This window comes from Streptomyces sp. NPDC050743, assembly GCF_044456925.1.
Classification (GTDB): Bacteria; Actinomycetota; Actinomycetes; order Streptomycetales; family Streptomycetaceae; genus Streptomyces.
Genome location: NZ_JBITGJ010000002.1, coordinates 154467 through 177172, shown reverse-complemented (window position 1 = coordinate 177172; position 22706 = coordinate 154467). Strand labels below are relative to the sequence as shown.

Here is a 22706-nt window from a genome sequence, read left to right as displayed (position 1 = left end):
CCCGGCTAAGTCCGAATTTGCGCCCTCAACTCACCAGTAGCCTGCGTTCTTTTCGTTGACACGCTGACGACACGCCTACCTAACATGCATGCATGCTGAGTAAGTACCACTGGTGGCGTGACGCGGTGATCTACCAGGTCTACGTCCGCAGCTTTCTCGACAGCACCGGCGACGGCGTCGGCGATCTGGCCGGCGTCCGGGCCGGGCTGCCGTACCTGAAGAAGCTGGGCGTCGACGGGATCTGGCTGAGCCCGTTCTACCCCTCGCCGCAGCACGACCACGGCTACGACGTGGCCGACTACTGCGACGTCGACCCGATCTTCGGCGACCTCGCCGAGTTCGACCTGCTGATGGGCGCCGCGCACCGGCTCGGCATCAAGGTGCTCCTCGACATCGTCCCCAACCACTGCTCCAGCGAGCACCCGTGGTTCCGCGAGGCACTGGACAGCGCGCCCGGCAGCCCGGCCCGCGCCCGCTTCCACTTCGCCGACGGCCGCGGCCCGGACGGCGACGAGCCGCCCAACAACTGGCACGCCATGTTCGGCGGACCCGCCTGGACGAGGGCCGCCGACGGCCAGTGGTACCTGCACATGTTCACGCCCGAGCAGCCCGACTGGAACTGGCGCACCCCCGAGGTCGCCGCCGAGTTCGACCGCGTGCTGCGCTTCTGGCTCGACCGGGGCGTCGACGGCTTCCGCATCGACGTCGCCGCCGGCCTCTACAAGCACCCCGAACTGCCCGACTCCGACGACCCCGAGGCCGACGCGCGCACTCGCGACTCGGTCAACCCGCTCGCCTGGAACCAGCCCGAGGTGCACGCGGTGTGGCGGCAGTGGCGCGCGACATGCGAGGAGTACACCGCACGCGACGGCCGCGAACGCCTCCTCGTCGGCGAGGTCTCCGTCCCCACCGCCCGCGAACACGCCCTGTACGTCCGCCCGGACGAACTCCACCAGGCCTTCTTCTTCGACCTGCTCGGCGCGCCCTGGGACGCCGACGCCTTCCGCAAGGTCATCTCCGAGGCCATGCAGGACATCGCCGGCACCGGCTCGACCGTCACCTGGGTCCTCAACAACCACGACCAGGTCCGCACCGTCACCCGCTACGGCGAACCCGCCCCCGAAGGCAGCGGACTCGGCGCCGCCCGCGCCCGCGCCGCCGCGCTGCTGATGCTGGCGCTGCCCGGTGCCGCGTACATCTACCAGGGCGAGGAACTGGGCCTGCCCGAGGTCGTCGACCTGCCCGACGACGTCCTCACCGACCCGATATTCCGCCGCACCGGCAGCCGCGCCCGCATCCGCGACGGCTGCCGGGTGCCGCTGCCCTGGTCCGGTCAGGCCTCCCCGTTCGGCTTCACCTCCGGCGTCGAGGGCGTGAAGCCCTGGCTGCCCCAGCCGGACTACTTCGCCGAGTACGCCACCGACCGCGCCCTCGCCGACACCCGCTCCTTCTGGCACCTCTACCGGGACGGCCTCCAACTCCGCGCCGCCCTGCCCCAGTTGGGGGAGGGAACGCTCCGCTGGCTGGACACCCCGCCCGGCGTCCTCGCCTTCACCCGCGGCGACGGCCTGGTCTGCGCCGTCAACTTCGGTACGGCCCCCACGCCCGCCCCGGTCCTTGGCACCCCCCTGCTCTCCAGCGGCCCCTGCCCGTCCGGCGTCCTGCCCGGCGCCACGGCGGCCTGGTGGCTCACCGACCTGTGATCAACCGCCTCTCGAAGGGACATCGATGATGATGCGACGACGTACCACCCTGCTCACCGGCTGCACCGCCCTCGCCCTGGCGCTCGGCGCGACCGCCTGCGGCGGCGGGCCCGTCTCGGCCGGCGGCGGCGACAAGGCGCTCAGCGGCCAGACCGTCACCGTGGCCGGCGTCTGGACCGGCAGCGAGCAGAAGAACTTCCAGAAGGTCCTGGACGCGTTCACCGCCAAGACCGGCGCCAAGACGCAGTTCATCTCCACCGGGGACAACGTCTCCACGGTCGTCGGCAGCAAGATCGAGGGCGGCAACGCGCCCGACGTCGTGATGGTCCCGCAGGTCGGCGTCCTGCAGCAGTTCGCCAAGCAGGGCTGGCTCAAGCCGCTGTCCGGCACGGCCCAGCAGACGATCACCGCCGATTACGCGCCCGTGTGGAAGAACTACGGCAGCGTCGACGGCACCCTGTACGGCCTGTACTTCAAGGCCGCGCACAAGTCCACCGTCTGGTACAGCCCCGACGCGCTCACCCAGGCCGGGGTCAAGCCGCCGACGACCTACGACGAGCTGCTGAAGGCCGGCCACACCGTCTCCGACTCCGGACTCGCCGCCTTCTCCGTCGCCGGCGAGGACGGCTGGACCCTCACCGACTGGTTCGAGAACATCTACCTCTCCCAGGCCGGGCCCGAGAAGTACGACGCCCTCGCCGCGCACAAGCTGAAGTGGACCGACGCGTCCGTGGTCAAGGCGCTCACCACGCTCGGCAAGCTGTTCAAGGACAAGCAGCTGATCGCGGGCGGCCAGAAGGAGGCCCTGAACACCGACTTCCCGAGCTCGGTGGAGAAGGTGTTCGGGCCCAAGCCCGAGGCCGGCATGGTCTACGAGGGCGACTTCGTGGCCGGTGTCGCGCACGACCAGTTCGGCAAGACCATCGGCAAGGACGCCGACTTCTTCCCGTTCCCGGCGGTCGACGGCGGCACGGCACCCGTCGTCAGCGGCGGTGACGCGGCGGTCGTCCTCAAGGACGGGAAGAACGCCAAGGCCGGCATGAAGCTCCTGGAGTACCTGGCGAGCCCCGAGGCCGCGGCCGTGTGGGCGAAGGCGGGCGGCTTCCTGTCCCCGAACAAGAAGCTCGACCTCTCCTCCTACGGCGACGACGTCACCCGCGCCACCGCCAAGTCCCTGATCGACGCGGGCGACTCGGTCCGCTTCGACATGTCCGACCAGGCCCCGGCGGCCTTCGGCGGCACCAAGGGCGCCGGCGAGTGGAAGCTGCTCCAGGACTTCCTGCGCAACCCGTCGGACCCCAAGGGCACCGCGGCCAAGCTGGAGTCGGCAGCGGCCAAGGCCTACCAGGGCTGACCGGCAGCGATCATGACCGCCACCACTGTTGTGAAACGGCAGGCGGGCCCGCGGGCCGCCGGCGAGGCGCGCGGGCGCCGCAGCCGGCGGCGCGCCCGGCTGATCGCCCTGCTCTTCGTCTTCCCCGCGCTGCTCCTGCTCGGCGCGCTCGTCGTCTACCCCGTGCTGTTCTCCGTCGGCCGCAGCTTCTTCGACGCCTCCGGCACCCGGTTCGTCGGCGGCGGCAACTACGCCGAGATGTTCCGCGACCCGGCGACCCTCAAGGCCATCCGCAACACCGCCATCTGGGTGGTCGTGGCCCCGTCCCTGCTGACCGGCCTCGGCCTGATCCTGGCCGTGCTGGTGGAGAAGGTCCGCTGGGCCACCGCCTTCAAGCTCCTGCTCTTCATGCCGATGGCGGTGTCCTTCCTGGCCGCCGGCATCATCTTCCGGCTCGCCTACGACGAGGACCCGAACAAGGGCGTGCTGAACGCGGCCGTGGTCTCCGTCCACGACGCCTTCCAGGGCACCTCGTCGTACCCGACGGCGCGCGGCCGCCAGGGCCTGCTGACCCAGGACCACGACGGCTCCTGGCGCACGACCGCCTCCGCCGGTCACTCGGTGACGCTCCCGATGGTCGGCGTGCTGCCCAAGGACCTGCCGAAGGGGGCCGAGCCCGCCGATGCGGCGGCCTCGCGCAAGGCCGCGCCCGGCGAGCTGCGCGGTGTCGTCTACCTGGACTTCACGCCCGGCGGCGGGGGCAGGCAGGGCAAGGTCGACGCGAAGGAGAGCGGCCTGCCCGGCATGAGGGTCCAGGCGGTGCGCGACGGGCGGACGGTCGCGAGCACGACCACTGCGGCCGACGGTTCCTTCCGCTTCTCCGGGCTGCGCGCGGGCTCGTACACGGTGAGACTCCCGCGGTCCAACTTCGCCCCGCCCTACCAGGGCGTCTCCTGGCTCGGCCCGACCCTCGTCACCCCGGCGATCATCGGCGCGTACCTGTGGATCTGGACCGGCTTCGCGATGGTGCTGATCGGCGCGGGCCTGTCGACCCTGCCGCGGGACGCGCTGGAGGCGGCCCGGATGGACGGGGCGAACGAGTGGCAGATCTTCCGCAGGATCACCGTCCCGCTGCTGGCCCCCGTGCTGACGGTCGTCTTCGTCACCCTGGTGATCAACGTGATGAAGGTCTTCGACCTCGTCTACATCATCGCGCCCGGACCGGTGCAGGAGGACGCCACGGTGCTCGCCACGCAGATGTGGCTCGTGTCCTTCGGCGGCGGCAACAACCAGGGCCTCGGCAGCGCGCTGGGTGTGCTGCTCCTGCTCCTGGTGATCCCGGCGATGGTCTTCAACGTCCGCCGTTTCCGCCGTAGTCAACGATGAGGAGCCAGCGATGAACTCGGCCATGAACGCGATCAGGCGGGGCCTGGGCAACGGCCTGGTGCAGGCCTTCCTGGTGGTGATCGGCCTGGTCTGGCTGACCCCGCTCGCAGGCCTCTTCGTGTCCTCCCTGCGCTCGGCACAGGACACCGCGAAGGGCGGCTGGTGGACCGCGCTCACCAGCCCCGGCCAGCTGTCCTTCGACAACTACTCGGCCCTGCTGAAGAACGCCGGCATGACGCAGGCCTTCTGGAACACGGTTCTGATCTCGGTACCGGCCACGACCCTCGTCGTGGTCATCGCAGCGCTCGCCGGATACGCCTTCGCCTGGCTGGACTTCCCCCTCCGGGAGCCCCTCTTCCTGCTGGTGGTGGCCCTGTTGGTGGTGCCGGTCCAGATCGGGCTGCTGCCGGTGGCCAAACTCTTCGGCGCGCTGGGCCTGTTCGGCACGATCCCCGGAGTCGTCCTGTTCCACGTGGCGTACGGGCTGCCGTTCGCGGTGTTCCTGCTCCGCAACTACTTCGCGGAGATGCCGAAGGAGATGCTGGAGGCGGCCCGGATGGACGGCGGCAGCGAATGGCGCATCTTCACCCGCCTGGTCCTGCCGGTGGGGCGTCCCGCGATCGCCTCGCTCGCGATCTTCCAGTTCCTCTGGGTCTGGAACGACATGCTGGTGGCGCTGCTCTTCGCCGACAGCTCCTCCCAGCCCCTGACCGTGGAACTCCAGTCCCAGATCCGTCAGTTCGGCAGCAACATCGACGTCCTCGCCCCGGGCGCGTTCCTGTCCCTGATCGTGCCGGTGGCGGTGTTCTTCGCCTTCCAGCGGCACTTCGTCCAGGGCGTGATGGCGGGCTCGGTCAAGTGACCGAGCCCGCGCGGCTCACGCGTACGTCCAGCGCCAGGCGCTGCCGCTGTAGGAACACGTGATCGGCGTACCGCTCGCCGTGGTGGTCGTCGCCCCGTGGTCGCTGCTGCGGCAGAACTGGCCCGCCTGGTAGCAGTTGCCCGCGTTGGAGACGATGGAGCAGGTGCCGCCGCCACTGCCGCTGCTGGTGTCGTCACTGCGCACCGTGCCGGAGGCGGCCTTGGTGACGGTGACGGTCGGTCCGGGCGTTCGGACGGTCTTCGTCCTGGTGACCGTCGGCCCGGGCTCCGGCCGGGCGGTCACGGTGGTCGTCGCCGTGACGGTCACGGTGGGCCGGGGCGCCGGTGCCGACGCCTTGGCCGCGCTGTCGTGCGTGGACTGGCCGCAGCCGGCCGCGCCAGCGGCCAGCAGGGCGACGCACGCGGCCCACACCCGAACGCGTCGGTGCGGACTCCTGTACGGATTCACGGTCACTCTCCCCGGACGGCTCGGTGTCAGCCGTGGAAGGTGATGTAACCGTTGCCGTCCCGGTCGTTGCCGGACTTGGTGTAGGCGTGGGTGTCCGCGTGGGCCCCGGACGGCTTGTAGAGGTAGATGGTGTCCTTGTCGTTGTTCCAGATGAAGTTGCAGTTCTGGCGGTAGACGACGTTGTGGGCGTCCGAGTCGGTGCCGTGTCCCCCGCGCAGCTTCACGTAGTCGCCGGGCTGGAGGTAGTGGTTCGAGCCGAACGTGAACCGGTTCCCCGTGGCGTCCTTGACGAAGTAGCCCTTGAGGTTGACGGTCGTGCTGCGCGAGTAGTTCTTGATCGTCAGGTACTCGTCCCGGGTGTTGCCCGTGCTGCAGCTGTTGGAGTCCCGCCCCGGCGCGTCGTACTGGACGCCCGTGATCTTCAGGGCGGAGGAGTACTCGGTGGCCTGGGCCGGGGCGGCGGCGGCGACGGCGAGAGCGCCGGCGGCGGCGGTGGCGGTCAGCGCGGAACGTATACGCATGAGGTCCCCCCTCAGTGGTGCGATCAGTGCGCCCAGGAGCTTACACAAAAGTTGAGTCTTATATGAATATTTCGTGGAAGTCGTGAAGGACTTGCCTGAGGGGGAGTCGGAACACACGACGAGGGCGGCAGGGGAGTCGTCCCCTGCCGCCCTCATGTGCGTCAGCAGTTCACCGGTTCACCGGTTCACGGTGAAGCCGGCGGATACAGCGATCTCGGCAACTGCGAAGCCGCGGCCGCGTCCAGCAGCCACAGTGTGCGCGAGCGGCCGTACGCCCCCGCCGCCGGGGCCTGGATCTCGCCCGCGCCCGACAGGGCGATGGCCGCGGCCTCCGCCTTGTCCTCGCCGGCCGCGAGGAGCCAGACCTCGCGGGCCGAACGGATCGCGGGGAGCGTGAGGGAGACCCGGGTCGGCGGCGGCTTGGGGGCGCCGTGGACGCCGATCACCGTGCGTTCCGTCTCCCGCACCCCCGGATGCTCCGGGAAGAGCGAGGCCACGTGGGTGTCCGGGCCGACGCCCAGCATCAGCACGTCGAAGGTGGGCACCGAGCCGTGGTTCTCGGGTCCGGCCGCCTTCGCCAGCTCCGCCGCGTACGCCTCCGCCGCCGCGTCGACGTCCGTACCGTACGGGCCGTCGGAGGCGGGCATGGCGTGCACGCGCTCCGGGGCCAGTGGAACGGAGTCGAGCAGGGCCGCGCGGGCCTGCGTGACATTGCGCTCGGGGTCGCCCTCGGGGAGGTAGCGCTCGTCGCCCCACCACAGGTCGAGCCGGCCCCAGTCGATGGCGTCCCGGGCCGGGGCCGCCGCCAGCGCGGCCAGCAGGCCGTTGCCGTTGCGTCCGCCCGTGAGGACCACGGACGCGGTGCCCCGGGAGGCCTGCGCGTCCACGATCTTCGTGATCAGGCGGGCCGCGGCGGCCTGCGCCATCAGCTCCTTGTCGCGGTGGACGACCAGCTGCGGAGTGCTCACTTCGCCGCCGCCTTCCTCGCGGGTACCTTCTTCGCGGTCTTGGACGCCGCCCTCTTGGCCGGTGCCTTCGCCGTTTCCTCTTCGGACCGGGGCTCGGCCACCGGCTCCTTGACGGACTGCTCCGGAACCGGGTTCAGCCGCTCGACGCCGTAGCGCAGCGCCGACGCGTAGGTGTCGTCCGGGTCGAGCCGGCGCAGCTCCTCCGCGATCAGCTCGGCGGTCTCCCGCCGCTTCAGCGCCACGGCGCGGGCCGGCTGGCCCTGGATGGACAGCGTGGCCAGCGTGCCGTCCGCGCGGTCCAGGACGATCGGGCCGCAGCTCGTGTCCATGCGGACCGCGGTGAGGCCCGGGCCGCCCGACAGCGACCGCTTCACCGGTACGTCCAGCCGGTCCGCGAGCCACATCGCCAGCAGCTCACAGCTCGGGTTGAACTCCTCGCCCTCCACCTCGGCGGCCGTCACCTGGCAGGTGACCTGGTCCAGGGCCGCCGCGAGCATCGAACGCCACGGCGTGATCCGGGTCCAGGACAGGTCGGTGTCGCCGGGCGTGTAGGCCTCGGCGCGGGCGGACAGCTCCCGCACCGGCTGCTCGGCGGCGTAGGTGTCGGTGACCCGGCGCTGGGCGAGGGCGCCCAGCGGGTCCTTCGCCGGGTCCAGCGGGGCGTTCACCGGCCACCACACGACCACCGGCGCGTCCGGCAGCAGCAGCGGCAGCACCACCGAGTCGGCGTGGCCCACGACCTCGCCGTACAGCCGCAGCACGACCGTCTCGCCGGTGCCCGCGTCCGCGCCCACCCGCACCTCGGCGTCCAGACGCGAGGAGGTGCGGTCGCGCGGGCTGCGGGAGACCCGCTTGATGACCACCAGCGTGCGCGAGGGGTGCTCGTGCGCGGCGTCGTTGGCGGCCTTCAGCGCGTCGTAGGCGTTCTCCTCGTCGGTGACGATGACAAGGGTCAGGACCATGCCCACGGCGGGGGTGCCGATGGCGCGGCGGCCCTGGACGAGCGCCTTGTTGATGTCGCCGGCGGTGGTGTCGGTCAGGTCTATCTTCATGGCCGGCGCCAGCTCCGTCCGTCTCGTGCGAGCATCTCGTCCGCCTCGGCGGGGCCCCAGGTGCCCGACGGGTACTGCGCGGGCCTGCCGTGCTTGTCCCAGTGCTCCTCGATCGGGTCGAGGATCTTCCAGGACAGCTCGACCTCCTCCGTGCGCGGGAAGAGGTTGGCGTCGCCCAGCAGCACGTCCAGGATCAGCCGCTCGTACGCCTCCGGGCTGGACTCCGTGAAGGACTCGCCGTAGGCGAAGTCCATGGAGACGTCCCGGATCTCCATCGAGGTGCCCGGCACCTTGGAGCCGAAGCGGACGGTGACGCCCTCGTCGGGCTGGACACGGATGACGATCGCGTTCTGGCCCAGCTCCTCCGTCGCCGTGGTGTCGAAGGGGGAGTGCGGGGCCCGCTGGAAGACGACGGCGATCTCCGTCACGCGGCGGCCGAGGCGCTTGCCGGTGCGCAGATAGAAGGGGACGCCCGCCCAGCGGCGGTTGTCGATCTCCAGCTTGATCGCCGCGTAGGTGTCGGTCTTCGACTTCCGGTCGATGCCGTCCTCTTCGAGGTAGCCGATGACCTTCTCGCCGCCCTGCCAGCCGCCCGCGTACTGCCCGCGCACGGTGCTGCTGCCCAGGTCCCTGGGCAGCCGTACCGCGCCCAGCACCTTCTCCTTCTCCGCGGCCAGCGCGTCCGCGTCGAAGGAGGCGGGCTCCTCCATGGCGGTCAGCGCCATGAGCTGCAGCAGGTGGTTCTGGATGACGTCACGGGCGGCGCCGATGCCGTCGTAGTAACCGGCGCGGCCGCCGATGCCGATGTCCTCGGCCATGGTGATCTGCACGTGGTCCACGAAGGACCGGTTCCAGATCGGCTCGAACATCGTGTTGGCGAAGCGCAGCGCCAGGATGTTCTGGACGGTCTCCTTGCCGAGGTAGTGGTCGATCCGGAACACCTGGTCCGGCTCGAACACCTCGTGCACGACCTTGTTCAGGTCCTCGGCCGACTTCAGGTCGTGCCCGAACGGCTTCTCGATGACCGCGCGCCGCCAGGAACCGCCCGACTGGTCGGCCAGCCCGTGCTTCTTCAGCTGCTGGATGACCACCGGGAAGGAACGCGGCGGCACCGACAGGTAGAAGGCGAAGTTGCCGCTCGTGCCCTGCGCCTTGTCCAGCTCGTCGATGGTGGAACGCAGCCGCTCGAACGCGTCGTCGTCGTCGAAGGTGCCCTGGACGAAGCGCATCCCCTGGATGAGCTGCTGCCAGACCTCCTCGCGGAACGGCGTACGGGCGTGCGCCTTGACCGCGTCGTGGACCTCCTGCGCGAAGTCCTCGTGCGCCCACTCGCGGCGGGCGAAGCCCACCAGCGAGAAGCCCGGCGGCAGCAGACCCCGGTTGGCGAGGTCGTACACCGCGGGCATCAGCTTCTTGCGGGAAAGGTCGCCCGTGACACCGAAGATGACCAGACCCGACGGCCCCGCGATGCGCGGGAGCCGTCGGTCGGCCGGGTCACGAAGCGGGTTCGCTCCGGAACCGGAAAGGGGGGACAACTCAGCCCTCCGAAGGGGCAAGGCGCTCGAGCTCCGCCTGAGTGGACTTCAGCAGGTCGTTCCAGGACGCCTCGAACTTCTCGACGCCCTCGTCCTCCAGCACCTGCACGACGTCGTCGTACGAGATGCCGAGCTTCTCCAGCGCGTCGAGGTCGGCGCGCGCCTGTTCGTAGGTGCCGGCGATGGTGTCGCCGCTGATCTCGCCGTGGTCCTCGGTGGCCTCCAGCGTGGCCTCCGGCATGGTGTTGACCGTGTTCGGCGCGACCAGCTCGGTGACGTACAGCGTGTCCGGGTACGCCGGGTCCTTCACACCGGTCGACGCCCACAGCGGACGCTGCTTGTTGGCGCCCGCGCTCTCCAGCGCCTGCCAGCGGCTCGAGGAGAAGACCTCCTCGTACGCCTGGTAGGCGAGGCGGGCGTTGGCGACGGCGGCCTTGCCGCGCAGCGCCTTGGCCTCGTCGGTGCCGATGCCGTCCAGGCGCTTGTCGGTCTCGGTGTCCACTCGGGACACGAAGAAGGACGCCACGGAGTGGATCAGGGACAGGTCCAGGCCGCGCTCCTTGGCCTTCTCCAGGCCGGAGAGGTAGGCGTCCATGACGGCCCGGTACCGCTCCAGGGAGAAGATCAGGGTGACGTTGACGCTGATGCCGAGGCCGATCGTCTCGGTGATCGCCGGCAGACCCGCCTCGGTGGCCGGGATCTTGATCAGGGTGTTGGGGCGGTCCACCAGCCAGGCCAGCTGCTTGGCCTCGGCGACGGTGGCCTTGGTGTTGTGCGCCAGGCGCGGGTCGACCTCGATGGAGACCCGGCCGTCCTTGCCGCCGGTGGCGTCGAAGACCGGGCGCAGGATGTCGGCGGCGTCGCGGACGTCCGCCGTGGTGATCATGCGGATGGCCTCTTCGACGGTGACCTTGCGGGCGGCGAGGTCCGCGACCTGCTGCTCATAGCCGTCGCCGCCGCTGATCGCCTTCTGGAAGATCGTCGGGTTGGTGGTGACGCCCACGACGTGCTGCTGGTCGATCAGCTCGGCGAGGTTGCCGGACGTGATCCGCTTGCGCGACAGGTCGTCCAGCCAGATCGCGACGCCTTCTTCGGAGAGGCGCTTGAGTGCGTCTGTCATGGAATTACATCTCCTACGTGTCGTATATGAGCGTCAGCGCTGGGCGGCGGCGATGGATTCCCGGGCCTTGGCGGCCACATTCTCGGCAGTGAAGCCGAACTCGCGGAAGAGCACCTTGCCGTCGGCGGAAGCACCGAAGTGCTCCAGGGAAACGATGCGGCCGGCGTCCCCGACGTAGCGGTACCAGGTCAGTCCGATGCCCGCCTCCACGGCCACGCGGGCCTTGACGGACGGCGGGAGCACGGAGTCCCGGTACCCCTGGTCCTGCTCCTCGAACCACTCGACGGACGGCATCGACACGACACGCGTGGGAACGCCCTCGGCCTGGAGCCGCTCACGCGCCTCCACGGCCACGTGCACCTCGGAACCGGTGGCGATCAGGATCACCTGCGGCTCGCCGCCGTCGGCCTCGAACAGGACGTAGCCGCCCTTGGCCGCGTCCTCGTTGGGCTCGTACGTCGGCACGCCCTGGCGGGTGAGGGCGAGGCCGTGCGGCTGCCCCTTGCCGAACTCCTTCGTCCAGCGCCGCAGGATCTCGCGCCAGGCGATCGCGGTCTCGTTGGCGTCGGCCGGGCGGACGATGTTCAGGCCGGGGATCGCGCGCAGCGAGGCCAGGTGCTCGACCGGCTGGTGGGTGGGGCCGTCCTCGCCCAGGCCGATGGAGTCGTGCGTCCACACGTACGTCACCGGCAGGTGCATCAGGGCCGACAGGCGCACGGCGTTGCGCATGTAGTCGGAGAAGACGAGGAACGTACCGCCGTAAACACGGGTGTTGCCGTGCAGCGTGATGCCGTTCAGCTCGGCGCCCATCGAGTGCTCGCGGATGCCGAAGTGGATGGTGCGCCCGTACGGCTTGGCCTCGGGCAGCGGGTTGCCCTCGGGCAGGAACGAGCTCTCCTTGTCGATGGTCGTGTTGTTCGACCCGGCGAGGTCGGCGGAGCCGCCCCACAGCTCGGGGATCACCGCGCCGAGCGCCTGCAGCACCTTGCCGGAGGCGGCACGCGTCGCGACACCCTTGCCCGGCTCGAAGACCGGGATCTTCTCCTCCCAGCCGGTGGGCAGCTCGCCCCGGCTGATGCGGTCGAACTCGGCGGCGCGCTCGGGGTTGTCGTCCCGCCAGACCTGCAGGGCCTTCTCCCACTCGGCACGCGCCTGGGCGCCGCGCTCCAGGGCCTTGCGGGTGTGGGTGATCACCTCGTCCTCGACGGCGAAGTGCTTCTCCGGGTCGAAGCCGAGGACGCGCTTGGTGGCCGCGACCTCCTCCTCGCCCAGCGCGGAGCCGTGCGCGGCCTCGGTGTTCTGGGCGTTCGGGGCCGGCCAGGCGATGATCGAGCGCATCGCGATGAAGGACGGCCGGTCGGTGACGGCCTTGGCCTTCTGGATCGCCTCGTAGATCGCCTGCGGGTCGAGGTCGCCGTTGTCCCGGGCCTCCACGCGCTGCACGTGCCAGCCGTAGGCCTCGTACCGCTTTACGGTGTCCTCGGAGACGGCCGTCTCGGTGTCGCCCTCGATCGAGATGTGGTTGTCGTCCCACAGCAGGATCAGGTTGCCGAGCCTCTGGTGACCGGCCAGCGAGGACGCCTCGGCGGAGATGCCCTCCTGGAGGCAGCCGTCACCGGCGATGCAGTAGACGAAGTGGTCGAAGGGGGACTCGCCGACGGCCGCGTCCGGGTCGAACAGGCCGCGCTCGTAGCGGGCGGCCATCGCCATGCCCACCGCGTTGGCGACACCCTGGCCGAGCGGACCGGTGGTGGTCTCGACACCCTTGGTGTGCCCGTACTCCGGGTGACCCGGGGTCTTGGAACCCCAGGTGCGGAAGGACTCCAGGTCCTCAAGCTCCAGACCGAAGCCGGCCAGGTAGAGCTGCGTGTAGAGGGTCAGGGAAGAGTGGCCGGCGGACAGCACGAAGCGGTCGCGTCCGACCCACTGGGGGTCCGCCGGGTCGTGCCGCATCACCTTCTGGAAGAGGGTGTAGGCGGCCGGGGCCAGGCTCATCGCCGTACCGGGATGGCCGTTGCCGACCTTCTGTACGGCGTCGGCGGCCAGGACCCGGGCGGTGTCCACGGCCCGCTGGTCCAGCTCGGTCCACTCAAGGTCTGTGGTGGTCGGCTTGGTGCTCACCCTGGGTCAGGGCTCCTCTCCACATGTCGGTCGCCGGTCTTCGGGGCATACGCCCACCCGGCCGCCGGCGTGCTTCTGCCCGCCGGCCGCTGCCGAGCCTACCCCTGTGAGGACGTGCGTTTTTTCGAGTGTTTCCAGACTGCCGGGACTCTCCCCGATCCGCCTCCCGACTGGCCGAGAAGCCGTGTGGCACTTGAATACGGAGCCGGTCATCTGAGCGCTCAATCGAGTGATGGGTCCCCTCTTATGGGGCGTGCGTCAACACGACCCCACCCCCGCGAAGGCCGGGGTATGGGCAACGTCTAAAGTGGCGTGGTACGCGCGAGCCTTTACCGGCACTTCACAGGGAGGCTCGCTGGGAGTCTCTGTCAGGGGTGTGCGTGACGGCCGTCGAATCACGTCCAGCGGGCGTGCTGGGTGGTGCGAGCCAGGGCCCGGTTCACCGGCCGTTCGGGGCCCGTGTCAAGGCGTTCGTGGCTCTGACCAAGCCGCGGATCATCGAGCTGCTGCTCATCACCACCGTTCCGGTGATGTTCCTGGCGCAGCAGGGTGTGCCCGACCTGAAGCTGGTGCTGCTGACCTGCGTCGGCGGCTACCTCTCCGCGGGCGGCGCCAACGCGCTGAACATGTACATCGACCGGGACATCGATGCCCTGATGGACCGCACCTCGCAGCGGCCGCTGGTGACCGGCATGGTCAGCCCGCCCGAGTGCCTCGCCTTCGGTATCACCCTCGCGGTCGTCTCGACGCTCCTGTTCGGCTTCACCGTCAACTGGCTGAGCGCCTGGCTGTCCCTCGGGGCACTCCTCTTCTACGTCGTCGTCTACACGATGATCCTCAAGCGGCGTACCTCGCAGAACATCGTGTGGGGCGGCATCGCGGGCTGCATGCCCGTGCTCATCGGCTGGTCGGCCGTGACGAACTCCCTCTCCTGGGCGCCGGTCATCCTGTTCTTGGTGATCTTCTTCTGGACCCCGCCGCACTACTGGCCGCTGTCCATGAAGGTGAAGGACGACTACGCGCGCGTGGGCGTCCCGATGCTCCCGGTCATCGCGTCCAACAAGGTCGTCGCCAAGCAGATCGTCATCTACAGCTGGGTGATGGTCGCCGTGTCCCTGCTGCTCACCCCGCTCGGCTACACGGGCTGGTTCTACACGGCCGTCGCGCTGGCCGCCGGCGGCTGGTGGCTGTGGGAGGCGCACGCGCTGCAGAACCGGGCCAAGGCCGAGGTCACGGGCGGGAAGCTGAAGGAGATGCGGCTGTTCCACTGGTCCATCACCTATGTGTCGCTGCTGTTCGTGGCGATCGCGGTGGACCCGTTCCTGCGCTGACCGACGCCGGGCGTACGTCACAGAGCCCTGCTCTCGCCAGCTGATCTACCCACGAGTAGCATCCTGGCCATGGCAGACACGCAGCAGGTTGACGCGAGGGCCGAGCGCAAGGCCGCGAAACTCGCCCGGGAGATCAGTGCCTTCGCCAAGGCCCACGGCGGCGCCGAGGGCCAGGTGGCCCACATCGGCGAGCGCGGCGCCCGCATCGTCCTCGTCGGAGAGGACGGCGGCTGGGGCGACCTGGTGGCCCCCAGCACCGAGATCGCCGAGAAGGCCGTCGAGAAGTCCGGCATCACCGTCCACGAGTCCTTCGACGGCGAGTTCGCGGCGAAGGTGAAGACGGGCTCGTACGAGTGGAAGCGGATGGCCGGCATTCAGATCGGCGGCTGAACAGCGCGCCCCTGAAAGGGCGCGCGCATTCCCGAGCCGATCCGCGACCTCGAACCCCGTTCACTCGTTAAGCCGCAAAAGCCGGTGCACACGGGGAGTCCGGGATGATCGAAACGCCGTCCCTCGTGGACCAGTACTGCCACGGCGTACTGCGAACGGAGCTGGGCCTCGGCACCTTCGAGGCCCAACTCGCCCGCACCGAGGGCCCACCGGCACCCGGCACCACCCTCTTCGACACCCAGACGGGATTCGCCGTACGGCGCTGGTGCCCGCCCCTGCTCGGCCTGGAGCCGCACTGCCCGCCCGCCCGCTATCTGGCCCGGCGCCGGGAACTGGGCGTCCTGGAAGCGGGCCGCAGGCTGCTGCGCGGCAGCGGCATCACCACCTACCTGGTCGACACGGGGCTCCCCGGCGACCTCACCGGCCCCGCCGAACTGGCGTCCACGGGCGATGCCGACGCCCGTGAAATCGTCCGGCTGGAGCAGCTCGCGGAGCAGGTCGCCGACACCTCCGGCACCGTCGAGTCCTTCCTCGCCAACCTCGCCGAGTCGGTGCACGGCGCCGCCGCGAACGCCGTCGCCTTCACCTCCGTCGCGGGGCTGGGACGCGGCCTGGCGCTCGCGCCCGAGCCGCCGGGACCGGGGGAGGTGCGGGGCGCGGCGGGCCGCTGGCTGGCCGGGCGCAGGGCCGGCGGGCCGCTCACCGACCCGGTGCTGCTGCGGCACCTGCTGTGGATCGCCGTGGCCTCGGGCCTGCCGCTCCAACTGCACGCCGGGCTCGGCGAGCCGGCCTCCCGCATCGACCGCACCGACCCCGTGCTGCTCACCGACTTCGTGCGGGCCACGGCGGGCCTCGGCACCGACCTGATCCTGCTGCACGGCTACCCGTACCACCGTCACGCCGCCCATCTGGCCGGCGTCTTCCCGCACGTCTACACCGACTCCGGCGCCGCGCTGGTCCGCACCGGCGCCCGCGCGGCCACCGTCCTCGCCGAGATCCTGGAGCTGGCGCCCTTCGGCAAGATCCTCTTCTCCACGGGCGCCCACGGCCTGCCCGAGCTGCACGTCGTAGGCGCCCGGCTGTTCCGCGAGGCCCTGGCCCAGGTCCTGGGCGGCTGGGTGGCCGAGGGCGCCTGGTCCCTGGAGGACGCCCAGCGGGTGGCCCGGATGGTCGCGGCGGACAACGCGCGCCGGGTTTACGGACTGGCGTGAGCTGCCCGGACCGGGCGGATGCCGACCGCATCGCTGCTCGACTGGTTCCCGGACGGACTCACGCCGCTGCGACCGCGCGCGGTGCGGGCACACGGCTCACTGGCCGGCGGTGACTGCCAGGAGGGCCGCAGCGACCTGGACCTGATCGCCGTACTGCCCGGCCCGGTGCGCCTCGGGACCGTACGGCGGCGGGTGGTGGTCCCGCACCGGACGCTGCGCGCCCTGCCGCTCTCCGCGAAGCTCCACTGCAGCCAGGCGGGTCGCCGGCCGGGCTGCTCCCGCCGGTGCCGGAGCGGCAGCCGCACGACTTCGTCGTACGGGACCAGCGGGACTACTGGCACCCGGCGGCCGACAAAGCCCGGCTGCGGCGGCAGGACGTGTGGGTCGGCCTGGGCCCGCTGACCTTCGCCCGGGCCGCCGTGACCCTGCGGGACGGTCGGCTGGTCTCCAAGCGGGAGGCGCTCGACGAACTCACGGCACTCGGCGCTCCCGCCGAGGTCGTCACGGACATCACCCGCCGGCGTCACGACGACGGTCCCGCCCCGGCCGCCCGGGACTCGCTCGTCCGCCGCGCCGAGCCGACCCGCGCCTACCTCGGCCCGGCGATCGACGCGCCGGTCACCACCCACGGGTGACTCACGCGCGTGTGCCCACCGCGACCTCGGCCGAGGGACCGGGCAGGTCCAGGGTGGCCTCCGGGCGTTCGCGGAGGGCCAGCAGGACGCGCAGGACGCCGATCCACACGAGGCAGGAGCCCAGCATGTGCAGGCCCACCAGCACCCCGGGCAGGTGGGTGAAGTACTGCACGTAGCCGATCACACCCTGGCCGAGCAGGATCAGGAACAGATCGCGGGTGCGGGCGAGCGGCCCCTTCGGGGCGTCCACCGCCTTCAGCACGAACCACAGCGCGAACGTCAGCGTCACCACGATCCAGGCGAGCACCGCGTGCAGCTTGGCCACCGTCTCCCAGTCGATGGGGATCCGCTTGACCTCGCTGGAGTCACCCGCGTGCGGGCCGGCCCCGGTCACCACCGTGCCGACCGCGATGAGCAGCAGGGACGCGGCCACCAGGAACCACACCAGCTGCTGCACGGCCTTGCCGACCAGCGGCCGGGGCGCGCCGTCGCCCTCGCGGGTGCGCTGCCACATCACCGCGGCGACGGTGGTCAGGGCCGTCGCCAGCAGGAAGTGGGCCGCGACCGTGTACGGGTTGAGGCCCACCAGCACGACGATGCCGCCGAGGATCGCGTTGCTCATCACCAGCCAGAACTGCGCCCAGCCCAGCCGGGTCAGGCTGCGCCGGTACGGCTTCTCGGAGCGGGCGGCGATGATCGCCCAGCCGACCGCGGCGCACAGCACGTAGGTCAGCATCCGGTTACCGAACTCGATCGCGCTGTGGTAGCTCAGCGCGTTCGTCGGGGTCAGCGAGCCGTCGGTGCACTCCGGCCAGGTCGGGCAGCCGAGGCCGGACCCGGTCAGGCGTACGGCGCCGCCGGTGACGACGATGACCACCGACATCACGAGCGCGGCGAGGGCCGCCCGCTGGACCGTCCTCGGGGTCGGGGTCCAGCGTTCGGCGATGAAGGCGAGCGGGTTGCGCACGGCCGCTGCGGCGTCGGCGGGGTTCAGCTTTGGCACGCCCACCATCGTAGGCCGCCGCTTGTGCACGCTTTCACGAGGGTCCATCGTGCGGGCTCACTCCCAGCGGAAGAACTTTCCCGCGGCGGCCAGCCCGACGACCGCCCACACCGCCAGGATCCCCAGGTCGCCCCAGGGCATCCCGGCGCCGTGCTGGAGCACGTCCCGCAGGCCGTCCGAGAGCGCGGAGATGGGCAGCAGCCCGAGCACGGTCTGCGCGCCCGAACCGAACTTGTCCAGCGGGACGATGACCCCGCCGCCCACGAGCAGCAGCAGGAACACCAGGTTGGCGGCGGCCAGGGTCGCCTCCGCCTTCAGCGTGCCCGCCATCAGCAGGCCCAGGCCGGAGAAGGCCGCCGTACCGAGGACGAGGAGGAGCACGACCGCGGCCGGGTTGCCGTGCGGGGACCAGCCCAGCGCGAACGCGATCGCCGTCAGCAGGATCACCTGCAGGACCTCCGTGACCAGCACGGACGCGGTCTTCGCGGTCATCAGGCCCCAGCGGGGCAGCGGCGAGGAGGCGAGCCGCTTGAGCACGCCGTAGCGGCGCTCGAAGCCGGTGGCGATGGCCTGCCCGGTGAACGCCGTCGACATCACGGCGAGCGCCAGGATGCCGGGGGCGAGGAAGTCGACCGCCTCGCCCTTGCCGGTGTCCACGATGTCCACCGAGCTGAAGAGCACCAGCAGCAGGGTCGGGATGACCACGGTCAGCAGCAGCTGCTCGCCGTTGCGGAGCAGCATCTTCGTCTCCAGGGCCGCCTGGGCCGCGATCATACGGGGGAGCGGCGCCGCACCCGGCTTGGGGGCGTAGGTACCGGTTGCAGTGGTCACGAGCGCAGCTCCTTGCCGGTCAGCTCCAGGAAGACGTCCTCCAGCGTGTGCCGCTCCACCGAGATCCGCTCCGGCATCACTCCGTGCTGGGCGCACCAGGAGGTCACGGTGGCCAGCAGCTGCGGGTCGACCTTGCCGACGACCCGGTAGGCGCCCGGGGTGAGCTCGGCGGCCGTGCAGTCGGCCGGGAGGGCCTTCAGCAGGGAGCCCACGTCGAGGCCGGGGCGGCCGGTGAAGCGCAGGGTGTTCTCGGCGCCGCCCTTGCACAGCTCCTCCGGCGAGCCCTGGGCGATGACCCGGCCGCCGTCGATGATCGCCACGTCGTCGGCGAGCTGTTCGGCCTCTTCCATGTAGTGGGTGGTGAGGATCACCGAGACGCCGTCGGCGCGCAGGTCCTTCACCAGGTCCCACGTGGCCCGGCGGGCCTGTGGGTCCAGGCCGGCCGTCGGCTCGTCGAGGAAGACCAGTTCGGGGCGCCCGACGACGGCCATGGCGAGCGCGAGGCGCTGCTGCTGGCCGCCGGACAGCCGCCGGTAGGAGGTCCGGCCGCAGCTGCCGAGGCCCAGCCGCTCGATCAGGGCGTCCACGTCCAGCGGGTGCGCGTGCAGCTTCGCGACGTGCCGGAGCATCTCGTCGGCCCGGGCGCCGGAGTAGACGCCGCCGGACTGGAGCATCACACCGATGCGGGGACGCAGCTCGGCGGACTGGCGTATGGGGTCGAGGCCCAGGACGCGCACCGTGCCGGAATCCGGCTTCCGGTACCCCTCGCAGGTCTCGACCGTGGTCGTCTTGCCGGCCCCGTTGGGACCGAGGACGGCGGTCACGCCCGCACCGGCCACCAGGTCGAGGCCGTCCACCGCGGTCTTCGTGCCGTACCGCTTCACCAGGGCCTGGACCTCGATGAGCGGGTGCGACGCGAAGCGTCTCCCTGAGGGATGGTGGTCGGGAGACGGGTGGACGGGCTCACTTCGCATGGGTCCAGAGTCTAGGGAGACCGCCTGCCGTTCAGGCGCGGGGGTGCGGGAAGTCCTCCGCACGGGGTTTCCCGCGGGCCGGGTCACACCTCGCGGGGCCGGTGCAGCGGCAGCCACCGCTCGGCATAGGCCACCGCGTCCGCCACCGGGAACAGCCGGGCGTCCGCCGCGCCGACCCTGCCGCGTACGACGGGCCGGTCCCGCTCGAAGTCGTGCCCGAGCTCGTCGAACCGGTCGGAGTCGATCGACACCTCGATCACCGTCTCCCAGCCGCCGCCGGGAGCGGGCCGCCCGACCTCCACCAGCGGCGCGGGTATGCGGTACTCGGCCAGGTGGAAGCTGGTGCAGGAGTCGTAGCCCGCGCCGAGCAGCAGGACCCGGGCGCCCAGCTTCTCCAGCCGGGCCAGCGGGCTGTGCTCGCCGAGCCGGCAGTCGGGGGCGTGGCCGTCGGTGATCTCCCGGGCGCGCGGGCCGAGCGCCGCGAACGAGGTCTGCGGGTGCGCGCTGCGCAGGGCACCCGGCCAGGTCCGCACGGTCTCCGGGATCATGCCGACCCCGCGGGTGGGCGTGATCAGCGGGTCGTACGGCGGCATGGTGGCCCGGATCCGGTCCCACCACTGCTCGGGCACCGGCGGCCTCGCCCACAGCGCCGGGTCGGACAGCTGGGCCGACTGGGCGGGGACGACCAGGGTGCCGGACGGGCCCAGGGCGTCGAGCAGTCCCTGGACGACCGCGACGGCACCTCCGTTGACCCAGCCGAGGGAGGTGAGGGAGGAGTGGACGAGGAGGATCTCGCCGGTCTCGACACCCAGAAGGCGCAGTTGTGTGGCCAGGGTGTTCCGTGTGACAAGAGGGCCGGTCGGAGGGGGTGTCGGCATGGTTCGCAAGTCTTCCCGACGGGCGTCCGTGCCGCCACCGAATTGCCTGCTCAGAAGCGTGCCGGATGATCGATCAAAGATCGTTTCCGCAGGTCGCATTAGGTATGCCTAAGTGATGCAGGGCACCGGTCGATGATCCGGACGGCGCTTGTCAGGCTCCGAGGAATTACGCAACAATGGCGTTGTGAAAAACGTCGGCGAGGCTCGGGAGACCCCTCTGGGGGCCCCACAGGAGGAACTCGCGACCGGTGAGCGCTCCACGCGCAACCGCGTCGCGCGCTCCATCCTGGACCACGGCCCGTCGACCGTCGCCGAACTCGCCGGCCGGCTGGGACTCACCCAGGCGGCCGTCCGGCGCCACCTGGACGCACTGGTCGCCGACGACGTCGTGGAGGCCCGCGAACAGCGGGTGTACGGCACGCGCACGCGCGGCCGCCCCGCCAAGGTCTTCGCGCTGACCGACTGCGGCCGGGACGCCTTCGACCAGTCGTACGACAAGCTCGCCGCGGACGCGCTCCGCTGGATCGCCGAGCAGGGCGGGGGCCCCGAGGCGGTCGCGGCCTTCGCCCGCGCCCGGATCGCCGCCCAGGCGAGCGCGTACCGCAAGGCGATCGAGGCGGTCACCCCGGACAAGCGCACCGAAGCGCTGGCCAAGGCCTTGAGCGTGGACGGGTACGCTGCTACGGCACGCAGCGCACCGGTCGGCGAGCAGCTGTGCCAGCACCACTGCCCGGTCGCCCATGTCGCGGAGCAGTTCCCGCAGCTGTGCGAGGCGGAGACGGAGATCTTCGCCGAGCTGCTGGGTACCCACGTCCAGCGATTGGCGACCATCGCGCACGGCGACGGCGTCTGCACGACGTTCATCCCCGAGATTTCCAACGACGCACCTGCAAGCACGGCCGGGAGGAACCCCGCATGACTCTCCCCACGGAGACTGCCCACCCCGAACTCGAGGGCCTGGGCAAGTACGAATACGGCTGGGCCGACTCCGACGTGGCCGGTGCCTCCGCCAGGCGCGGCCTGAACGAGGAGGTCGTCCGCGACATCTCCGGCAAGAAGTCGGAGCCGGAGTGGATGACCAAGCTGCGCCTGAAGGGCCTGAAGCTCTTCGAGAAGAAGCCGATGCCGAACTGGGGCTCCGACCTCTCGGGCATCGACTTCGACAACATCAAGTACTTCGTGCGCTCCACGGAGAAGCAGGCGGAGTCCTGGGAGGACCTGCCCGAGGACATCAAGAACACCTACGACAAGCTGGGCATCCCGGAGGCCGAGAAGCAGCGCCTGGTCGCCGGTGTCGCCGCCCAGTACGAGTCGGAGGTCGTCTACCACCAGATCCGCGAGGACCTGGAGGAGCAGGGCGTCATCTTCCTCGACACCGACACCGCGCTGAGGGAGCACCCGGAGCTCTTCAAGGAGTACTTCGGCACGGTCATCCCGGCCGGTGACAACAAGTTCGCCGCGCTGAACACGGCCGTGTGGTCCGGTGGCTCGTTCATCTACGTCCCGAAGGGCGTCCACGTCGAGATCCCGCTGCAGGCCTACTTCCGCATCAACACGGAGAACATGGGCCAGTTCGAGCGGACCCTGATCATCGTCGACGAGGGTGCCTACGTGCACTACGTCGAGGGCTGCACCGCCCCGATCTACAAGTCGGACTCGCTGCACTCCGCGGTCGTCGAGATCATCGTCAAGAAGAACGCCCGCTGCCGCTACACGACCATCCAGAACTGGTCGAACAACGTCTACAACCTGGTCACCAAGCGCGCCGTGGCCTACGAGGGCGCGACCATGGAGTGGATCGACGGCAACATCGGCTCCAAGGTGACGATGAAGTACCCGGCCGTCTACCTGATGGGCGAGCACGCCAAGGGCGAGACCCTGTCCATCGCCTTCGCGGGCGAGGGCCAGCACCAGGACGCCGGCGCCAAGATGGTCCACATGGCGCCGAACACCTCGTCCAACATCGTCTCCAAGTCGGTCGCGCGCGGTGGTGGCCGTACCTCCTACCGCGGTCTGATCGAGATCGGCGAGGGCGCCGCCGGGTCGAAGTCCAACGTGCTGTGCGACGCGCTGCTGGTGGACACCGTCTCCCGCTCGGACACCTACCCCTACGTGGACGTCCGCGAGGACGACGTGTCCATGGGCCACGAGGCCACCGTCTCCAAGGTCTCCGAGGACCAGCTCTTCTACCTGATGAGCCGCGGCCTGTCCGAGGACGAGGCCATGGCGATGATCGTGCGCGGCTTCGTCGAGCCCATCGCCAAGGAGCTGCCGATGGAGTACGCGCTGGAGCTCAACCGGCTGATCGAGCTGCAGATGGAGGGCGCGGTCGGTTAGGACCGGCCTCCCCGCAGCGGCGGCCCGCCTCGTGGGCGGGCCGAGGA

The 22706-nt window shown here is 70.6% G+C and carries 20 protein-coding genes and 1 pseudogene; 10 read left to right on the top strand and 11 right to left on the bottom strand.

The genetic code is table 11. The annotated features are described in order from the left end of the window. Positions 1-92 precede the first annotated feature (92 nt). From ACIBJF_RS03275 to ACIBJF_RS03260, 4 genes are read left to right on the top strand one after another with little or no spacing between them, the layout of a single operon-like run. Complete coding sequence (locus tag ACIBJF_RS03275; protein ID WP_399171948.1) at positions 93-1703, top strand: glycoside hydrolase family 13 protein; 1611 nt, start codon at positions 93-95, stop codon at positions 1701-1703. 28 nt (positions 1704-1731) lie between these two features. Then, positions 1732-3057 (top strand): ABC transporter substrate-binding protein, encoded by a 1326-nt coding sequence (locus ACIBJF_RS03270; RefSeq protein ID WP_399172126.1) that lies wholly within the window; start codon positions 1732-1734, stop codon positions 3055-3057. A gap of 12 nt (positions 3058-3069) precedes the next feature. Continuing rightward, positions 3070-4422 (top strand): ABC transporter permease subunit, encoded by a 1353-nt coding sequence (locus ACIBJF_RS03265; RefSeq protein ID WP_399171947.1) that lies wholly within the window; start codon positions 3070-3072, stop codon positions 4420-4422. Between the two features lie 22 nt (positions 4423-4444). Next, positions 4445-5284, top strand: a complete 840-nt coding sequence (locus tag ACIBJF_RS03260; RefSeq protein WP_399172125.1) for a carbohydrate ABC transporter permease — start codon at positions 4445-4447, stop codon at positions 5282-5284. A 15-nt stretch (positions 5285-5299) separates the two neighbouring features. Here ACIBJF_RS03260 and ACIBJF_RS03255 read toward each other — a convergent pair whose 3' ends face one another. The 7 genes from ACIBJF_RS03255 to tkt form a co-directional block, all read right to left on the bottom strand. Beyond that, positions 5300-5752 carry a hypothetical protein gene (locus ACIBJF_RS03255; RefSeq protein ID WP_399171946.1) on the bottom strand — a complete coding sequence of 151 codons (453 nt, stop codon included), beginning with the start codon at positions 5750-5752 and terminating at the stop codon, positions 5300-5302. A 26-nt stretch (positions 5753-5778) separates the two neighbouring features. Beyond that, complete coding sequence (locus ACIBJF_RS03250) at positions 5779-6273, bottom strand: lamin tail domain-containing protein (protein ID WP_399171945.1); 495 nt, start codon at positions 6271-6273, stop codon at positions 5779-5781. 185 nt (positions 6274-6458) lie between these two features. Beyond that, on the bottom strand, positions 6459-7241 hold the full coding sequence (gene pgl, locus ACIBJF_RS03245) for a 6-phosphogluconolactonase (protein WP_399171944.1): 783 nt from the start codon (positions 7239-7241) through the stop codon (positions 6459-6461). Beyond that, on the bottom strand, positions 7238-8293 hold the full coding sequence (gene opcA / locus ACIBJF_RS03240) for a glucose-6-phosphate dehydrogenase assembly protein OpcA (protein WP_399171943.1): 1056 nt from the start codon (positions 8291-8293) through the stop codon (positions 7238-7240). Before opcA ends, pgl begins: the two co-directional genes overlap by 4 nt. Then, positions 8290-9828: a glucose-6-phosphate dehydrogenase gene (zwf, locus tag ACIBJF_RS03235; protein ID WP_399171942.1), complete on the bottom strand. Its 1539-nt coding sequence runs from the start codon at positions 9826-9828 to the stop codon at positions 8290-8292. The genes opcA and zwf overlap by 4 nt, the downstream gene beginning before the upstream one ends. Before the next feature lies 1 nt (position 9829). Next, on the bottom strand, positions 9830-10948 hold the full coding sequence (tal, locus tag ACIBJF_RS03230; protein WP_399171941.1) for a transaldolase: 1119 nt from the start codon (positions 10946-10948) through the stop codon (positions 9830-9832). Between the two features lie 33 nt (positions 10949-10981). Then, the gene (gene tkt, locus ACIBJF_RS03225; RefSeq protein ID WP_399171940.1) at positions 10982-13069 is read right to left on the bottom strand and encodes a transketolase; all 2088 of its coding nucleotides are present in this window, start codon (positions 13067-13069) and stop codon (positions 10982-10984) included. A gap of 374 nt (positions 13070-13443) precedes the next feature. Here tkt and ACIBJF_RS03220 point away from each other — a divergent pair, with 374 nt between their 5' ends. From ACIBJF_RS03220 to ACIBJF_RS03205, 4 genes and pseudogenes are all read left to right on the top strand, one after another. Next, positions 13444-14400 (top strand): heme o synthase, encoded by a 957-nt coding sequence (locus tag ACIBJF_RS03220; protein ID WP_399171939.1) that lies wholly within the window; start codon positions 13444-13446, stop codon positions 14398-14400. A 69-nt stretch (positions 14401-14469) separates the two neighbouring features. Then, on the top strand, positions 14470-14790 hold the full coding sequence (locus tag ACIBJF_RS03215) for a hypothetical protein (RefSeq protein ID WP_356304339.1): 321 nt from the start codon (positions 14470-14472) through the stop codon (positions 14788-14790). Positions 14791-14894: 104 nt separating this feature from the next. Next, positions 14895-16001, top strand: a complete 1107-nt coding sequence (locus tag ACIBJF_RS03210; RefSeq protein WP_399171938.1) for an amidohydrolase family protein — start codon at positions 14895-14897, stop codon at positions 15999-16001. An 18-nt stretch (positions 16002-16019) separates the two neighbouring features. Then, a pseudogene (locus ACIBJF_RS03205) lies at positions 16020-16636 on the top strand (nucleotidyltransferase). Between the two features lies 1 nt (position 16637). Here the strand turns inward: ACIBJF_RS03205 and ACIBJF_RS03200 are convergent. From ACIBJF_RS03200 to ACIBJF_RS03185, 4 genes are all read right to left on the bottom strand, one after another. Continuing rightward, the gene (locus ACIBJF_RS03200) at positions 16638-17648 is read right to left on the bottom strand and encodes a heme A synthase (RefSeq protein ID WP_399171937.1); all 1011 of its coding nucleotides are present in this window, start codon (positions 17646-17648) and stop codon (positions 16638-16640) included. 48 nt (positions 17649-17696) lie between these two features. Continuing rightward, a complete protein-coding gene (locus ACIBJF_RS03195; protein WP_390681745.1) occupies positions 17697-18413 on the bottom strand; it encodes an ABC transporter permease in 717 nt (238 codons plus the stop codon). Between the two features lie 53 nt (positions 18414-18466). Beyond that, positions 18467-19444: an ABC transporter ATP-binding protein gene (locus tag ACIBJF_RS03190; protein WP_399171935.1), complete on the bottom strand. Its 978-nt coding sequence runs from the start codon at positions 19442-19444 to the stop codon at positions 18467-18469. An 83-nt stretch (positions 19445-19527) separates the two neighbouring features. Next, the gene (locus ACIBJF_RS03185) at positions 19528-20322 is read right to left on the bottom strand and encodes an aminoglycoside N(3)-acetyltransferase (protein WP_399171934.1); all 795 of its coding nucleotides are present in this window, start codon (positions 20320-20322) and stop codon (positions 19528-19530) included. A gap of 184 nt (positions 20323-20506) precedes the next feature. Here ACIBJF_RS03185 and ACIBJF_RS03180 point away from each other — a divergent pair, with 184 nt between their 5' ends. Both ACIBJF_RS03180 and sufB read left to right on the top strand, forming a co-directional pair. Continuing rightward, on the top strand, positions 20507-21241 hold the full coding sequence (locus ACIBJF_RS03180; protein ID WP_399171932.1) for a helix-turn-helix transcriptional regulator: 735 nt from the start codon (positions 20507-20509) through the stop codon (positions 21239-21241). After that, entirely contained in the window at positions 21238-22659 is a 1422-nt protein-coding gene (gene sufB / locus ACIBJF_RS03175) for a Fe-S cluster assembly protein SufB (RefSeq protein ID WP_399171931.1), read from the top strand. Before ACIBJF_RS03180 ends, sufB begins: the two co-directional genes overlap by 4 nt. Positions 22660-22706 lie beyond the last annotated feature (47 nt).

What these genes read in the sequence shown, in the direction of transcription:
- ACIBJF_RS03260 (WP_399172125.1), top strand. Translation starts at nt 4,445, where the DNA reads ATGAACGCGATCAGGCGGGGCCTGGGCAACGGCCTGGTGCAGGCCTTC.
- ACIBJF_RS03250 (WP_399171945.1), bottom strand. Translation starts at nt 6,273, where the DNA reads ATGCGTATACGTTCCGCGCTGACCGCCACCGCCGCCGCCGGCGCTCTC.
- ACIBJF_RS03200 (WP_399171937.1), bottom strand. Translation starts at nt 17,648, where the DNA reads ATGGTGGGCGTGCCAAAGCTGAACCCCGCCGACGCCGCAGCGGCCGTG.
- ACIBJF_RS03275 (WP_399171948.1), top strand. Translation starts at nt 93, where the DNA reads ATGCTGAGTAAGTACCACTGGTGGCGTGACGCGGTGATCTACCAGGTC.
- ACIBJF_RS03210 (WP_399171938.1), top strand. Translation starts at nt 14,895, where the DNA reads ATGATCGAAACGCCGTCCCTCGTGGACCAGTACTGCCACGGCGTACTG.
- ACIBJF_RS03195 (WP_390681745.1), bottom strand. Translation starts at nt 18,413, where the DNA reads ATGATCGCGGCCCAGGCGGCCCTGGAGACGAAGATGCTGCTCCGCAAC.
- ACIBJF_RS03190 (WP_399171935.1), bottom strand. Translation starts at nt 19,444, where the DNA reads ATGCGAAGTGAGCCCGTCCACCCGTCTCCCGACCACCATCCCTCAGGG.
- sufB (WP_399171931.1), top strand. Translation starts at nt 21,238, where the DNA reads ATGACTCTCCCCACGGAGACTGCCCACCCCGAACTCGAGGGCCTGGGC.
- tal (WP_399171941.1), bottom strand. Translation starts at nt 10,948, where the DNA reads ATGACAGACGCACTCAAGCGCCTCTCCGAAGAAGGCGTCGCGATCTGG.
- ACIBJF_RS03185 (WP_399171934.1), bottom strand. Translation starts at nt 20,322, where the DNA reads ATGCCGACACCCCCTCCGACCGGCCCTCTTGTCACACGGAACACCCTG.
- opcA (WP_399171943.1), bottom strand. Translation starts at nt 8,293, where the DNA reads ATGAAGATAGACCTGACCGACACCACCGCCGGCGACATCAACAAGGCG.
- ACIBJF_RS03265 (WP_399171947.1), top strand. Translation starts at nt 3,070, where the DNA reads ATGACCGCCACCACTGTTGTGAAACGGCAGGCGGGCCCGCGGGCCGCC.
- ACIBJF_RS03270 (WP_399172126.1), top strand. Translation starts at nt 1,732, where the DNA reads ATGATGCGACGACGTACCACCCTGCTCACCGGCTGCACCGCCCTCGCC.
- ACIBJF_RS03215 (WP_356304339.1), top strand. Translation starts at nt 14,470, where the DNA reads ATGGCAGACACGCAGCAGGTTGACGCGAGGGCCGAGCGCAAGGCCGCG.